Consider the following 14,600-nt stretch of genomic DNA (forward strand, 5'->3'; position numbering starts at 1 on the left):
TGAGGAGCGGGGGTCCAGGGGGCGGAGCCCCCTGGCGGGGTCGAAGGGGCGGAGCCCCTTCAAGGATGGGACGGGTAGGGGCGGCGGGGGCGAGGGACTGGTTACGGGACCACGACGATCTTGCGGCCCACCCCCGCCGCGAACTGCTCCAGGGCCTCCGCGTACCGCTCCAGCGGGATCCGGTCGCTGATGAAGACCTCGGGGTCCAGGACCCCGTTCGCGAACAGTTCCGCCGCGCGCTCGAAGCTGTGCAGGACCGCCATGGAGCCCGTGATGGTGATCTCCTGGTTGTAGATGCGGTACGGATCGATCGTCACCCGCGTCGCATAGTCCGCCACCCCGAACTGCAGGAACGTACCCGCCTTCGCCACCCGGTCGAGGCCGTCCTGGATCGCCGCCGCGTTCCCCGTGGCGTCGACCACCAGGTCCCAGCCCTGCGGCCGGTCCAGTTCGTCCGGGTTCGCGGCCGAGGCCGAGACGCCGAGGCGCCGGGCTGTCTCCAGCCGCGCGGGGTTCACGTCCACCACGTCCACGCTCGCCGCCCCCGTCCGCTTGGCGAGCTCCAGCATCATCAGGCCCATCGTTCCCGAGCCGTAGATCAGGACATGGGCGCCGAGACGGGACTGCAGGACGTCGTAGCCACGGACGGCGCACGAGAGGGGCTCCACGAGAGCCGCGTCCTGGGTGCGGACGTGCTCCGGGAGTTTCACGCAGTTCGCCACCGGCGCCACCGCGTACTGCGCCGCGCCCCCCGCCGTCGTCACGCCGATCGCCGCCCACCGCTCGCACAGGTTGTTGTGGCCGGTACGGCAGTAGCGGCACTCGTAGCAGTAGAGGGAGGGGTCGACTGCCACCCTGTCGCCCACCGACAGCTCCGTGACCTGAGTCCCGACCCCGACCACCTCGCCCGCGAACTCGTGCCCGGGCACGATCGGCAGCTTCGGCGCGAACTCGCCCTGGAGGATGTGGAGATCGGTGCCGCAGAGGCCGCAGGCAGCGACCTCGACCACGACCTCCCGCGGGCCCGGCGTCGGATCCGGGACCTCCGCGACCACGGCCTTGCCCACGGACTCGATGACGGCGGCCTTCATTTCACGGCTCCCAACGACAGGCCCTGGACCAGCTTGTCCTGGGCGGCGAACCCCGCGGTGAGCACCGGCAGGGAGATGACGAGCGACGCGGCGCACACCTTCGCCAGGAACAGGCCCTGGCTGGTGATGAAGCCGGTCAGGAAAACGGGGGCCGTCTCGGCCACCACGCCGGTCAGCACACGAGCGAAGAGCAGTTCGTTCCAGCTGAAGATGAAGCAGATCAGGGATGTTGCGGCGATGCCGGGCAGCGCGATGGGAGCTACCACCCGCCCCAGGATCGTCGGCAGCCTCGCGCCGTCGATCTGCGCCGCCTCGATGATCGCGACCGGCACCTCGGCGAGGAAGGACTGCATCATCCACACCGCGATCGGCAGGTTCATGGCCGTGTAGAGGATGACCAGCGCCCAGATGTTGTCGAGCAGGCCCGTGTTCTTCGCGAAGAGGTAGATCGGCAGCAGGCCCGCCACCAGCGGCAGCATCTTGGTGGAGAGGAAGAAGAACAGGACGTCCGTCCACTTCTTCACCGGGCGGATCGACAGTGCGTAGGCGGCGGGCAGGGCCAGGAGCAGGGTCAGCAGCGTCGAGGCCAACGAGGCCGTCAGCGAGTTGATCAGGGAGGGCCAGGGACTGGCTCCGCCGCCCGCGCCGAAGAACTCGCGGTAGCTGTCCAGGGTGAGGGAGGCGGCGACGGAGGGCGGGTTGGTCGCGGCGTCCGCCTCCGAGTGGAAGGACGTCAGGACCATCCAGAGGATGGGCAGGACGAACAGGATGCCGGCCAGCCAGGCGGCGACTCCCAGGGCGGCGCCCGGGAACCGGCCGCGCAGCGGCAGCCGTCGCGGGGCTGCGGTGGTGAGCGTGGTCATCAGCGGGACACCTCCGCGCGGAACAGGGACGACACGACGCGCAGGGCGAAGGTCGCGAGGATGATCGAGCCGATGACGACGATGACGCCGGCCGCCGAGGCGAGACCGTTCTCGTGGGCCTGGTAGAAGGTCTGGTAGATGGTGTACGGCAGGTTCGCGGTGCCCAGGCCGCCGGAGGTGATGGTGTACACCGCGTCGAAGTTCTGCACGATGTAGATCGAGCCGAGCAGCACGCTCAGTTCGATGTAGCGGCGGATGTGCGGCAGCGTCATGTGGACGAACACCTGCCAGTCGTTCGCGCCGTCCACCCGTGCCGCTTCGATGAGTTGCGGGTCGCGGCTCTGCAGGCCGGCGAGCAGGATCAGCGTCATGAACGGGGTCCACTGCCAGATCAGGGACGCTTCGACCGCCATGAGCGGCATCTCGGAGATCCAGTCGGGCTGGGCCGCGCCGTTCCCTCCGATCCAGTGCAGGATGCCGTTGAAGAGGCCGTATTCGGGGTTGAACAGCACGTGCTTCCACAGCAGCGCGGCCGCGATCGGCACCAGCAGGAACGGGGCGATGAGCATGGTGCGGACCGCTGCCCGGCCACGGAACTTCCGGTCCAACAGGAGAGCCAGGATCAGGCCCAGCACCAGGCTGACGAGGACGACCGTGGCGGTCAGCAGGACCGTCGTCCACACCGACTTGCGCAGTTCGGGCGTGCTCAGCACTTCCGAGTAGTTGGCGAAGCCGGCGAAGTGGCGGTCGTCGGGGTAGAGGGCGTTCCAGTCGAAGAACGAGATGACCAGGGTGGCCACGAAGGGCAGCTGCGTCACCACGATCATGAAGATCAGCGCGGGGAGCAGCGGGGCCCGGGTGGCCCAGGCGCGCATACGGTCGGGCCGCTGGGCCGCCGGCCGCGCGGGGGCGGCGGCGACCCGGGTGGGGGGAGTCGTCACGGTCATCACTGGTACTTCTTTCCGACGGCCTCGGCGAGCTTCTGCGCCTTGCTCAGCGCGCTGTCCACCGACTGGCGGCCGGCGATCGCGGCGCTGATCTCCTGGGAGACCTTGGTGCCCAGGTCGGTGAACTCGGGGATGCCGACGAACTGGATGCCGGGCGCGGGCCGGGGCTGCACGCCCGGGTCCTCGGGCTTGGCGTTCGCGATGGCGTCCCGGGTGACGTCGGCGAAGGCGGCCGCGTCCTTGCGGTACTCCGGGATGTCGTAGGTCGACGTCCGCTTGCCGCCGGGCACGTTGGCCCAGCCGATCTTCTCGCCGACGAGCTTCTCGTAGTCCTTGCCGGAGGCCCAGGAGATGAACTTCCAGGCGTTCTCGGCGTTCTTGGACGCCTTCTGGATGCCCCAGGCCCAGGTGTAGAGCCAGCCTGAGCTGTCGGTCTTCTCGACCGGCGCCGGGACGTAGCCGATCTTGCCCTTGACCGGGGAGCCGGAGGCCTCCAGGGAGCCGGCGCCGGCGGTGGCGTCGTACCACATGGCCGTCTTGCCCTGGGTCATGTTGTTCAGGCACTCGGCGTAGCCGGACTGGGCCGCGCCGGACTCGCCGTGCTTTCGGACGAGGTCGACGTAGAACTGCGTGGCCTCCTTGGACTCCTTGGAGTCCAGCTGCGCGTTCCAGTCCTTGTCGAACCAGGTGCCGCCGAAGGTGTTGATGACCGTGGTCAGCGGGGCCATGACCTCGCCCCAGCCGGGCAGGCCGCGCAGACAGATGCCCTTCATGCCGGACTCGGCGCCGTCCACCTTCGCGGCGAGGTCGGCGACCTGCTTCCAGGTGGGCTTGGCGGGCATGGTCAGCCCTTCCTTCTCGAGGACGTCCTTGCGGTACATCAGGAAGGAGGACTCGCCGTAGAAGGGCTCACCGTAGAGCTTGCCGTCCTCCGCGGTGAGGGCCTGCGTCATCGGCTTGAGGATGTCGCCCTGGTCGAAGGCCTTGTCGCTCTTGACGTAGGAGTCCAGGGAGTGGAGCCAGCCGTTCTTGGCGTAGATCGGGATCTCGTAGTTGCTCAGGGTGGCGACGTCGTACTGGCCGGCCTGGTTGGCGAAGTCCTGGCTGATCTTGTCGCGGACGTCGTTCTCGGGGAGGACGGTGAAGTTCACCTTGATCCCGGTGTCCTTGGTGAAGTTGTCGGCGGTGAGTTTCTGCAGCTCCACCATCTGGGGGTTGTTCACCATCAGGACGTTGATGGAGTCGCCGCCGGAGGATCCGGACCCGCCGGCGCCCGCGCAGGCGGCGAGCGGAGTGATCAGCGTCCCTACGGCAGCCACGAGGAGGAGGCGTCGTGGCGCGCGTCGGCTCTGGGTTCGCATGGGGTGCTCCTGGACATTTAGGCACAAAGGGGACGGGGTGGGTATGGGGGTGCCCTGGTGGGTGGGTCGGTTGGATTTCCGGATCTATGGGTGGGCGGGTGGATGCCGGGGTCGGCTCGGCCGTCAGACGCGGATGACCTGCGGTCCCAGCAGTGAGTAGCGGTGGGCCTCGGCCGCGGGGAGCAGCGTGCTCGTCACGATCGCCTCCAGCGCGCCGACGTCGGCGAACCGGCAGAAGCTGACCGCTCCGAACTTGGTGTGCACCCCGGCGAAGATCGTGCGCCGGGCGGACCGGATCGCCTGCGACTTGACCTCGCTGACCGCCGGGTCGGGCGTGGTGAGGCCGTGGTCGCGGGAGATGCCGTTGGCGCCGATGAACGCCAGGTCGATGACGAAGCCGGCGAGCATCTTCGTCGTCCAGTGGTCGACGGTCGCCAGCGTGCCGGAGCGCACCCGGCCGCCGAGCAGCAGGACCGAGATGTTCTCGGCCTCGGCGAGCGAGCCCGCGACCGGCAGGGACGCGGTGACCACGGTCAGCGGCCGGTCCCTGGGCAGGGCCTCGGCGACGAGCTGCGGGGTGAAGCCCTCGTCGACGAAGACCGTCTCGGCGTCCCCGAGCAGCCCGGCCGCCGCGGCCGCGATCCGGCGCTTCTCGGGCACATGGCTGGTGGCGCGGAAGGCGAGCGTCGTCTCGAAGCCGGCGCTCTCCACGGGATAGGCGCCGCCGTGGGTGCGGCGGAGCAGGCCGTGGTCCTCCAGGACGCGCAGGTCCCGGCGTACGGTCTCCTTGGCGACGCCCAGTTCGGTGGCGAGCTCGGTGACGTCCACCGAACCGGCGGCCCGCGCGAGGCGCACGATCTCACGCTGGCGTTCCTCGGCGGTCTTCGCCGTATTCGCCGTCGTCATCGTCGACACCCGCTTCCGTGCTGTGCTGCGTGACTCGATCGCCTGCGGGGCGGTCGGGCCTTGTTGCCCGTTCGGGCCCGGTGAGGCCCATGGGGGAAGTTCTACAGCGGCAAAGCGGGACTGAACAGGCCTGTTGTCAAGTCGATGCTGCCCGTTTCTGCCCGTTCGGCTCGGCATGTGACCGTCTCGGACCTGGGCGGCCGTAGATCGTGACGTGAGATCGGGCAGCGTCGATGCCCGAATGCGGAAGCGGACGGGCCCGTTCGGTGCCCGTCCGCTCTCCGGACGCTCGTTTTCCGCCGTGCCGGCGGCCTCAGTACGGCCAGAACCCCAGTACGGCCGTATGCCTCAGTACGGCCAGATCGGCGGGTCGCTCACGAAGTGGCCGCCAAGGTAGGCGTGCGCGATGTTGTCCGGGTCGAGCTCGCCCTGCTCGGCGATGAGCTTCTCGGCGTACGGCTCGGAGTCGTCCTGCGGTTCGTAGCCGAGGGCGCGGGCGGTGGTCAGGTCCCACCACAGGCGGGTGTTCGCGGAGGAGCCGTGGACGACCGTGTGCCCGACGTGCTCGGCGGTCAGCGCCGCGTGGAAGAGGCGGGCGCCGTCGGCGGGGCTCATCCACACCGAGAGCATGCGCACGCTGGTCGGCTCGGGGAAGCAGGAGCCGATGCGCACGGACACCGTCTCCAGGCCGTGCTTGTCCCAGTAGAACTGGGCCAGGTCCTCACCGAAGGACTTGGACAGGCCGTAGAAGGTGTCCGGGCGGCGCGGGGTGTCGACCGGGATGAGCGGATCGTCGCCCTGAGGCCGGGGGGTGAAGCCCACGGCGTGGTTGGAGGAGGCGAAGACGATGCGCGGGACGCCCTCCTCGCGGGCGGCCTCGTACAGGTGGTAGGTGCCCTCGATGTTGGCCTTGAGGATCTTCTCGAAGGGGGCTTCCAGGGAGATGCCGGCGAGGTGGATGATCGCGTCGACGCCCCGGACGGCCTCGCGCACGGCGTCCTTGTCGGCGAGGTCGGCGACGATCGCGTCCGGCTCGCCCTCGACGGGGCGCAGGTCGAGCAGCCGCAGCTCGTAGCCGTACGCCGGGAACAGGTCCCGCATCAGGGTGCCGAGCCCGCCTGCGGCGCCGGTGAGCAGAACGGTGCGGGGGGCTGGCATCCTCGGTTCTCCTTCGATCGATGGCCGCCTGCATGCACGGTATTCACATTCGTGGACCAGTTAAGGATCATCACCCTTTCGCGTCAAGAGTGGTGCAGTGGGTGTTCATAAATGTAAACTCCGATCAGAATCATGTACTCACTCGTTCCCGTCCCCGTCTCGTCCCAGGGAGAGCCCGTGACGTCTGCCCCTCTCGCCGCACGACTCAGCATCCCCAGCGGGCCCTTGTTCTTCCCCGTGACTGCGTACGGCCCCGACGGCGCGGTCGACCTCGACACCTACCGCGCCCATGTGCGCCGAGGCGTGGAGGCCGGGGCCGCCGCCGTGTTCGCCTGCTGCGGCACCGGTGAGTTCCACGCGCTCACACCCGAGGAGTTCGAGGCGTGTGTACGGGCGGCGGTCGAGGAGACGGCGGGGCGCGTACCGGTCGTCGCGGGCGCCGGATACGGCACCGCCCTCGCCGTGCGGTACGCCGGGCTCGCCGAGGCGGCCGGGGCGGACGGGCTGCTCGCCATGCCGCCGTACCTCGTCGTCGCCGGGCAGGAAGGGCTGCTGCGGCATTACCGGGAGGTCGCCGCGGCGACCGCGCTCCCCGTCATCGTCTACCAGCGCGACAACGCCGTGTTCACCCCGGACACCGTCGTCGAACTGGCCCGCACCGACGGGATCATCGGCCTCAAGGACGGTCTCGGCGACCTGGACCTCATGCAGCGGATCGTCAGCGCCGTACGCACCGAAATCCCCGGCGACTTCCTGTACTTCAACGGTCTGCCGACCGCCGAGCAGACCCAGCTCGCCTACCGCGCCATCGGCGTCCCGCTCTACTCCTCCGCCGTGTTCTGCTTCGCCCCGGAGATCGCCCAAGCCTTCCACCGGGCCCTGGAGACGGGCGACGACACGACCGCCGGCCGCCTCCTGGACGGCTTCTACCGCCCCTTCGTCGAACTGCGCGCCCAGGGCCGCGGATACGCCGTCGCCCTCGTCAAGGCGGGCGTACGGCTGCGCGGCCTGGACGTGGGGGAGGTCCGGCCTCCGCTGCACGAGCCGAGCGAGGATCATGTCAAGCAGCTCGCTCAGATCATCGAGCGCGGGTACGCGTTGCTGGAGAAGGAGCCGGAGGACACCAAGTGAAGGCGTCGACATTCGTCTACCCCTGGGACGTCAACGGAGACCCGCAGGCCCCCGACCGCATCGCCGCCCTCGGCGTGCGGCAGGTGACGCTCGCCGCCGCCTACCACTCCACGCGCGCCCTCACCCCCCGCCATCCGCGCCACCGCATCGTCACCGCCGAACACGCGGCCGTGCTCTACCCCACGGACGACCGCTGGCAGGGCCGGGAGCTGCGCCCGTACCCGGCGGGGGACTGGGCGCCCGGCGACGCCTTCGGCGAGGCGGCCGCCGCGCTCGCGGCCGCCGGCCTGGAGGTGCACACCTGGGTGGTCCTCGCGCACAACTCCCGCCTGGGCGCCGAACACCCGGACACCTCGGTCGTCAACGCCTACGGCGACCGCTACCCGTGGGCCCCCTGCATCGCACAGCCCGCCACGCGCGCGTACCTCGTCGACCTGGCCGCCGAGGCCGCCGTACGCCCCGGGGCGCACGGCACCGAGCTGGAGTCCCTCGGCTGGTACGGGCTCCAGCATCTGCACGCCCATGACAAGACGGCCGGGGTACCGCTCGGGGACGCCGGGCAGTACCTGATGGCGCTCTGCTTCTGTCCCACCTGCCGGGAGGGCTACGGCGCCCAGGGCCTGGACGCCGAAGAGCTCGCGGCCGCCGTACGCGCCGCCCTGGAGCCGCTGTGGCAGGGCACGGTCGCCGACGAGGGCTGGGCCGGGGTCGAGAAGCTGCTCGGCGAGGCGAAGGCGGCGGCCACGCGCGCGTGGCGCGACGAAACCGCCGGCACCCTCCAGGAGGCGGCGGTCGGGGCGGTTCGCCGGGCCGCTCCCGACGGCTTCCAGGTGCTGCTGCACGCGGACCCGGTGACGTACCACTGCGGCGCCAACCCGGGCGTCGACCCCGCGCACATCCTCTCCGTCGCGGACGGTGTGGTCGTGCCGTGCGCGGGCGGCCCCGGTCTGCTGACCCCGTTCGCCGAGCAGGGCCGCGAGGGCGCCGTCATCGCCGCCAACTTCGGCGTGGTCTCCGGGATGGGCGGCAGCCCGGGCACGCTCGCGGCGGACACGGCACGCGCGCGTGAACTCGGGGCCACGGAAATCCGGCTCTATCACGCCGGGTTGGCGTCGGACGGGGACCTGGTGGCGGTGCGGGAAGGGCTCGCCGGGCTGTCAACTACCCGGCGCTAAGGCGCCGGGTTTGCACAACGGGCATCACTGGCTGTGGTGCTGCGTTTGCGTCCGCCACGCGCGCGTGGCGCGTCGCGGCAATCGTGCCGTAGCAGCGGCACCGCCGACGCCGGCAACGCCATGCCGAGGACGGTCCAAAGGAGCCAAGAGCGCGGTGCGGGGTGAGGCGGCTCGGGTGGAGGAGCCGGGATCGGAGTGTACGGCGGCCCGTGTCGGCGATGAGTTTCGCCGACGCCGTCGGTCAACCTCTCAGGAACAGACCCGTGAGGAGCCGGCCCATGACTGACACCACCCTCGACCTCGATCCACAGACCCGCGTCATCGCCCGCCTGGCGGACGCAGTCCGCGACGATCAGCTGACGTATGCCACCCCGTGTCCGGCGTACACGGTGCGCAACCTGCTGGGGCACCTGCTCGGGCTGACCGTCGCCTTCCGCGACGCCGGCCGCAAGGACCTGGGCCCCACGACCGACACCGACCCGGGGTCCGCCGTGCCGGACATCGGGCCCGGCTGGCGCGAGGAGCTGCCGAAGGTCCTGGCGGAGCTGGCCGAGGCCTGGCGCGAGCCGGTCGCCTGGACCGGCGAGACCCGTGCGGGCGGCGTGCCGCTGACGGGCGCGGAGGCGGGGGTCGTCGCCGTGAACGAGCTGGTCATCCACGGCTGGGACCTGGCCAGGTCGACCGGCCAGAGTTACGAGCCCGATCCGGCCGCCCTGCAGCTGTCGTACGGCATGCTCCTCGCGGCCGCCGACGACCCGAGCCGCGGCGGTGGCATCTTCGGCCCGGTCGTCCCCGTCCCGGACGACGCGCCGCTGCTCGACCGGGCGGTGGGGTTGAGCGGGCGGGATCCGCAGTGGCGCGCGCCGGCCGGATAGGCCCACTTCCACAAGCCGCAACCAACTCGCAGACTCGCAGATCGCAGATTTGAAGACTTGAAGAAGGGAATCGTCAGCCATGTCACTCGCCCGCGTCCACAACTTCTCCATCTCGCTCGACGGCTTCGGCACCGGTGAGGGTCTGAGCCATGACGCGCCGTTCGGCCACGCCGGCGAACGGCTGCACGAGTGGATGTTCGCCACCAGGTTCTGGCACGAGATGGTCGGCAAGCCCGGCGGGAGCGGCGGCCTCGACGACGCCTTCGCGCGACAGTTCGCGCCCGGGATCGGCGCCGAGATCATGGGCGCCGGGAAGTTCGGCTTCCCCGGATGGCACGAGGACCCGGAGTGGAAGGGGTGGTGGGGGCCCAACCCGCCGTTCCACACACCGACCTTCATCCTCACCCATCACACGCGCCCGTCGATCGAGATGGAGGGCGGCACGACGTTCCACTTCCTCGACGCCTCGCCCGCCAAGGCGCTGGAGACGGCCCGCGAGGCCGCGGGCGGCCAGGACGTGCGCATCGGCGGGGGTGTCACCGTGATCCGCGACTTCCTTGCCGCCAGGCTCATCGACCACCTGCACGTGGTCGTGGTCCCGATCCTGCTGGGCCGAGGCGAACGCCTCTGGGACGGACTGGAGGACGTCCAGAAGGACTACGAGGTCGAGGCCACCTCCTCGCCCAGCGGAGTCACGCACGTGACGTTCACCCGCGCGGGGCTCTGAGGCCGCCGCGGTCGAGGAAAACGCCCGAGGGCCGGACAGTACGTACGCTTCCCTTCATGTCCCTCACTCTCACCGTCCTCGGCACCGCCTCCCCGCACCCCTCCCCCGGCCGCCCCTGCTCCGGCTATCTGGTGCGCGGAGGAGGGGCCGAGGTGTGGGTGGACGCCGGGACCGGGACCTTCGCGGAGTTGCAGCGGCATACGGATCCCGCGCGGCGAATGGGGGCACCTCCCACGCCCTTAAGGCAGTGGGGGAGCGATCTGGATCTCGCATCTGCATGCCGATCACAACGCCGATCTGCTTGCCGCGTTGTACGGGCTGGCCTTTGGCGGGCTCACTCCGGAAGCGCCGATTCCCGTCTATGCGCCCGCTGACTGCGCGCAGCGGCTCGCGGGGTTCTTCGGGCGGGCGGACACCGGCTTTCTGAGCGGCATCTTCGACTTCCGGCCCCTGTACGACGGCCACACCGCTCGCCACGGCGAGATGCTGCTCACCTCGCGTGCCGTCGTGCACGACGTCGAGGCGTACGGGCTGCGGGTGGAGAGCGGCGGGCGGGTTCTCGCGTACTCCGGAGACAGCGGGCCCTGCCCCGCGCTCACCGAACTCGCCCGCGACGCCGACCTGTTCCTGTGCGAGGCGGACATCGACGAGCATCGCGAAGGCGAACAGGTACATCTGACGCCCGAGGACGTCGGCGCCGCCGCCTGCGAGGCGGGCGTACACGAGCTCGTCGTCACGCATGTCGGGCCCACGCTCACCCCGGAGGCCGCGACCTCCCGAGCCGCCGCGGCCTTCGGCGGGCCGACCCGCACCGCACGCGAAGGTCACCTCATGCGCATCTGAGGCAACCTCAACTTCCTTTGTCAGAAGCATTGACGAACACTGCGCCCCCTCCTACCTTCATCGCGTCGTACTTCGTACGTCATATATGAGACGCGATACGTGAGATCCCACATCTGAGATCCCATACGCGAGATCCATCTCGCGAAGATCCGAGAGGCGCGCATGACCTCTGTGCCCACGCCGATCCCCTCGCGCACGCAGTACGTGCTGGAGGAGATCAAACGCCGCATCCTCACCGGGCAGTTGACGCCCGGTCAGGCCCTGGTCGAGACCGAGCTCGCCGCACAGTTCGGGGTGTCGAAGACCCCCGTGCGCGAGGCGCTCAAGACGCTGGCCGGGACCGGGCTGGTCGTGATGAGCCAGTACAAGGGCGTCACGGTGCGCATGGTGGACGCGGACATGGCGCGCGAGGTGTACGACGTACGGCTGCTGCTGGAGCCCGAGGCGCTGAAGCGGGCCGTGCGGCGCGGGGCCTCGCTCGATGCCGCGCGTGACGCCCTGACCCGTGCCGACGCCGCCACCGACACCGCCGAACGGTCGCTCGCCAACCGGGAGTTCCACCGTGCCCTGTACCTGCCGTGCGGCAACCCGCTGCTCGGCCGGATGCTCGACGAGGTCCGTGACCAGGCCGCCCTCGTCTCCGCCGTCGCCTGGGCCGCCTCGCCCTCCTGGGAGCGGGAGGCCGGCGAGCACCGGGAGATCCTGCGGCTCGCGCTGGACGGGGACGCCGACGGCGCCGCGCGCGCCCTGCACGCCCACATCGCGTCGTTCGTCGAGCGGGCCTTCCCCGAAGCGGGTTCCGAGGCCCAGGGAGAGGACGGTCCGGCATGACAGCGACGTTCGAGACCCAGCGGACAGCCCTGGCCGACGTGGTGGCGATCCCGGTGACCCCGTTCGCCGAGGACGGCACCGTCGACCAGACCGCCCACCGGGCCCTGCTGCGTCGTCTCCTCGACGGGGGGATCAGGACCCTGACCCCCAACGGGAACACCGGCGAGTTCTACGCCCTCACGCCCGAAGAGCGGCGCCTCGTCACGGAGTTGACCGTCGAGGAGGCCGGGGAGCGGGCTTTCGTCCTCGTCGGCGTCGGGCACGACATCCCCACCGTCATCGCCTCCGCCCGGCATGCCCGTGAGCTCGGCGCCGAGATGGTGATGGTCCACCAGCCCGTCCACCCGTACGTCTCCCAGAGCGGCTGGGTCGACTACCACCGCGCCATCGCCGAGGCCGTCCCCGAGCTCGGCGTCGTCCCGTACATCCGCAACGCCCAGCTCAGCGGCCATCGCCTCGCCGAACTCGCCGACACCTGCCCGAACGTCATCGGCGTCAAGTACGCCGTCCCCGACGCCGCCAAGTTCGCCGCCTTCGCGCGCGACGCCGGGCTGGAGCGCTTCGTGTGGGTCGCCGGGCTCGCCGAGCCGTACGCGCCCTCGTACTTCTCTGCCGGGGCCACCGGCTTCACCTCCGGGCTCGTGAACGTCGCCCCGTCCATTTCGCTGAACATGATCGAAGCGCTTCGATCCGGGGACTACCCGGGCGCGATGAAGGTCTGGGAGCAGATCCGCCGCTTCGAGGAGCTGCGCGCCGCGAACGGGTCCGCCAACAACGTCACCGTCGTCAAGGAGGCCCTCGCCTCCCTCGGCCTGTGCCGCCGGGACGTCCGGCCGCCGAGCCGGCACCTGCCCGAGGGCGAGCGTGCCGAGGTCGCCGCCATAGCCGCCGGGTGGTCGATATGACCGACAGGAACAGCACCGACAGAAAGCGTCCCGAAGAGCTCAGAAGCCATCAGTGGTACGGCACCGAGGGCCAGCTGCGCACATGGTCGCACAACGCCCGCATGCGCCAGCTGGGATACGAGGCGGAGGAGTACCGGGGCCGCCCGGTGATCGCCGTCCTCAACACCTGGTCCGACATCAACCCCTGCCACGTCCATCTGCGCGAGCGCGCCGAGGCGGTCAAGCGGGGGGTGTGGCAGGCCGGGGGTTTCCCGCTCGAGTTCCCGGTCTCCACTCTCTCGGAGACGTACCAGAAGCCGACCCCCATGCTCTACCGCAACCTCCTGGCGATGGAGACGGAGGAGCTGCTGCGGTCGTATCCGATCGACGCGGCGGTGCTGCTCGGCGGCTGCGACAAGTCGACGCCGGCGCTACTGATGGGCGCGGCCTCGGCCGACGTACCGTCGATCTTCGTGCCCGCGGGGCCGATGCTGCCGGGGCACTGGCGCGGGGAGACCCTCGGGTCCGGCACCGACATGTGGAAGTACTGGGACGAGCACCGCGCGGGCAACCTGACGGACTGCGAACTGCGGGAGCTCCAGGGCGGGTTGGCCCGTTCACCCGGTCACTGCATGACCATGGGGACCGCCTCCACGATGACCGCGGCCGCGGAAGCCCTCGGCATGACACTGCCGGGCGCCTCCTCCATCCCGGCCGTCGACTCCGGGCACGAGCGGATGGCCGCCGCCTCCGGGCGCCGCGCCGTGGAGCTGGCCTGGACCGGCCTCAAGCCGTCCGGGATCCTCACCCGCGAGGCCTTCGAGGACGCCGTCACCACGGTGCTCGGGCTCGGCGGCTCCACGAACGCGGTCATCCACCTGATAGCCATGGCGGGACGGGCCGGCGTCAAGCTCACCCTGGACGACTTCGACCGCATCGCCCGCACCGTCCCGGTCCTGGCCAACGTCCGGCCCGGCGGACAGACGTACCTCATGGAGGACTTCCATTTCGCCGGCGGCCTGCCCGCCTTCCTCTCCCGGATCACCGACCTGCTGCACCTGGACCGGCCGACCGTGGCCGGCACCCTGGGGGAGCGGATCGAGGGCGCCGTCGTCCACAACGACGACGTCATCCGCACCCGCGACAACCCGGTCGCGAGCGAGGGCGGGGTCGCCGTACTGCGCGGCAACCTCTGCCCGGACGGCGCCGTCATCAAGCACATCGCCGCCGAGCGGCACCTGCTCAAGCACACGGGTCCGGCCGTCGTCTTCGACGACTACAAGACCATGCAGCGCACCATCAACGACCCGTCCCTCGGCATCACCGCCGACAGCGTCCTCGTGGTGCGGGGCGCCGGACCCAAGGGCGGCCCGGGCATGCCCGAGTACGGCATGCTGCCGATCCCCGACCACCTGCTCAAGCAGGGCGTACGGGACATGGTGCGGATCTCCGACGCCCGGATGAGCGGCACGAGTTACGGCACCTGTGTGCTCCATGTGGCGCCGGAGTCGTACATCGGCGGACCGCTGGCCCTCGTCCGCACCGGGGACACGATCACCCTGGACGTCGAGGCGCGCGTCCTCCAACTCAACGTGGACGACGATGAGTTGGAGCGCCGCCGAGCCGAGTGGACCCCACCGCCCACCCGCTACGAGCGCGGCTACGGCGCCCTCTACAACGAACAGATCACCCAGGCCGACACGGGCTGCGACTTCGAGTTCCTGGCCCGGCCGGGCAACTCCCCGGCCCCCTACGCCCTTTAGGGGCGCGGGGAACTGCGCGACCAGCCACAACACACCCGCACTCGC

General features: G+C 70.4%; 13 protein-coding genes and 1 pseudogene. 8 read left to right on the top strand and 6 right to left on the bottom strand.

Going from position 1 to position 14,600, the window contains the following annotated elements:
* Positions 1 to 101: 101 nt before the first annotated feature.
* The 6 genes from ACZ7L6_RS37685 to ACZ7L6_RS37710 all read right to left on the bottom strand — a co-directional run bounded on the left by ACZ7L6_RS37685 (position 102) and on the right by ACZ7L6_RS37710 (position 6,326).
* A complete protein-coding gene (locus ACZ7L6_RS37685) occupies positions 102 to 1,091 on the bottom strand; it encodes a zinc-dependent alcohol dehydrogenase family protein (protein WP_471932017.1) in 990 nt (329 codons plus the stop codon).
* A complete protein-coding gene (locus tag ACZ7L6_RS37690; RefSeq protein ID WP_471932019.1) occupies positions 1,088 to 1,954 on the bottom strand; it encodes a carbohydrate ABC transporter permease in 867 nt (288 codons plus the stop codon). The genes ACZ7L6_RS37685 and ACZ7L6_RS37690 overlap by 4 nt, the downstream gene beginning before the upstream one ends.
* Positions 1,954 to 2,901: a carbohydrate ABC transporter permease gene (locus ACZ7L6_RS37695; protein ID WP_471932021.1), complete on the bottom strand. Its 948-nt coding sequence runs from the start codon at positions 2,899 to 2,901 to the stop codon at positions 1,954 to 1,956. The genes ACZ7L6_RS37690 and ACZ7L6_RS37695 overlap by 1 nt, the downstream gene beginning before the upstream one ends.
* A complete protein-coding gene (locus ACZ7L6_RS37700) occupies positions 2,901 to 4,262 on the bottom strand; it encodes an ABC transporter substrate-binding protein (RefSeq protein WP_471932023.1) in 1,362 nt (453 codons plus the stop codon). The genes ACZ7L6_RS37695 and ACZ7L6_RS37700 overlap by 1 nt, the downstream gene beginning before the upstream one ends.
* A 123-nt stretch (positions 4,263 to 4,385) precedes the next feature.
* Positions 4,386 to 5,168 carry a DeoR/GlpR family DNA-binding transcription regulator gene (locus tag ACZ7L6_RS37705; protein WP_471932025.1) on the bottom strand — a complete coding sequence of 261 codons (783 nt, stop codon included), beginning with the start codon at positions 5,166 to 5,168 and terminating at the stop codon, positions 4,386 to 4,388.
* Between the two features lie 348 nt (positions 5,169 to 5,516).
* Positions 5,517 to 6,326, bottom strand: a complete 810-nt coding sequence (locus ACZ7L6_RS37710; protein ID WP_471932027.1) for an NAD-dependent epimerase/dehydratase family protein — start codon at positions 6,324 to 6,326, stop codon at positions 5,517 to 5,519.
* Between the two features lie 177 nt (positions 6,327 to 6,503).
* Between ACZ7L6_RS37710 and ACZ7L6_RS37715 the strand changes: the two genes are divergently transcribed.
* The 8 genes and pseudogenes from ACZ7L6_RS37715 to araD all read left to right on the top strand — a co-directional run bounded on the left by ACZ7L6_RS37715 (position 6,504) and on the right by araD (position 14,555).
* Positions 6,504 to 7,457, top strand: a complete 954-nt coding sequence (locus ACZ7L6_RS37715; RefSeq protein WP_471932029.1) for a 5-dehydro-4-deoxyglucarate dehydratase — start codon at positions 6,504 to 6,506, stop codon at positions 7,455 to 7,457.
* Positions 7,454 to 8,632, top strand: coding sequence for a hypothetical protein (locus ACZ7L6_RS37720; RefSeq protein WP_471932031.1), 1,179 nt, complete (start codon positions 7,454 to 7,456; stop codon positions 8,630 to 8,632). Before ACZ7L6_RS37715 ends, ACZ7L6_RS37720 begins: the two co-directional genes overlap by 4 nt.
* A gap of 278 nt (positions 8,633 to 8,910) precedes the next feature.
* A complete protein-coding gene (locus ACZ7L6_RS37725; protein ID WP_471932033.1) occupies positions 8,911 to 9,507 on the top strand; it encodes a TIGR03086 family metal-binding protein in 597 nt (198 codons plus the stop codon).
* 79 nt (positions 9,508 to 9,586) lie between these two features.
* Positions 9,587 to 10,234 carry a dihydrofolate reductase family protein gene (locus ACZ7L6_RS37730; RefSeq protein WP_471932035.1) on the top strand — a complete coding sequence of 216 codons (648 nt, stop codon included), beginning with the start codon at positions 9,587 to 9,589 and terminating at the stop codon, positions 10,232 to 10,234.
* Between the two features lie 56 nt (positions 10,235 to 10,290).
* Positions 10,291 to 11,077, top strand: a pseudogene (locus ACZ7L6_RS37735) (MBL fold metallo-hydrolase).
* 162 nt (positions 11,078 to 11,239) lie between these two features.
* Positions 11,240 to 11,908, top strand: a complete 669-nt coding sequence (locus ACZ7L6_RS37740; protein ID WP_471932037.1) for a GntR family transcriptional regulator — start codon at positions 11,240 to 11,242, stop codon at positions 11,906 to 11,908.
* On the top strand, positions 11,905 to 12,813 hold the full coding sequence (locus ACZ7L6_RS37745; protein ID WP_471932039.1) for a dihydrodipicolinate synthase family protein: 909 nt from the start codon (positions 11,905 to 11,907) through the stop codon (positions 12,811 to 12,813). The genes ACZ7L6_RS37740 and ACZ7L6_RS37745 overlap by 4 nt, the downstream gene beginning before the upstream one ends.
* Positions 12,810 to 14,555 carry an L-arabinonate dehydratase gene (gene araD / locus ACZ7L6_RS37750; protein ID WP_471932041.1) on the top strand — a complete coding sequence of 582 codons (1,746 nt, stop codon included), beginning with the start codon at positions 12,810 to 12,812 and terminating at the stop codon, positions 14,553 to 14,555. Before ACZ7L6_RS37745 ends, araD begins: the two co-directional genes overlap by 4 nt.
* Positions 14,556 to 14,600 lie beyond the last annotated feature (45 nt).

The sequence above is a fragment of the Streptomyces sp. NPDC107522 genome (assembly GCF_055657525.1).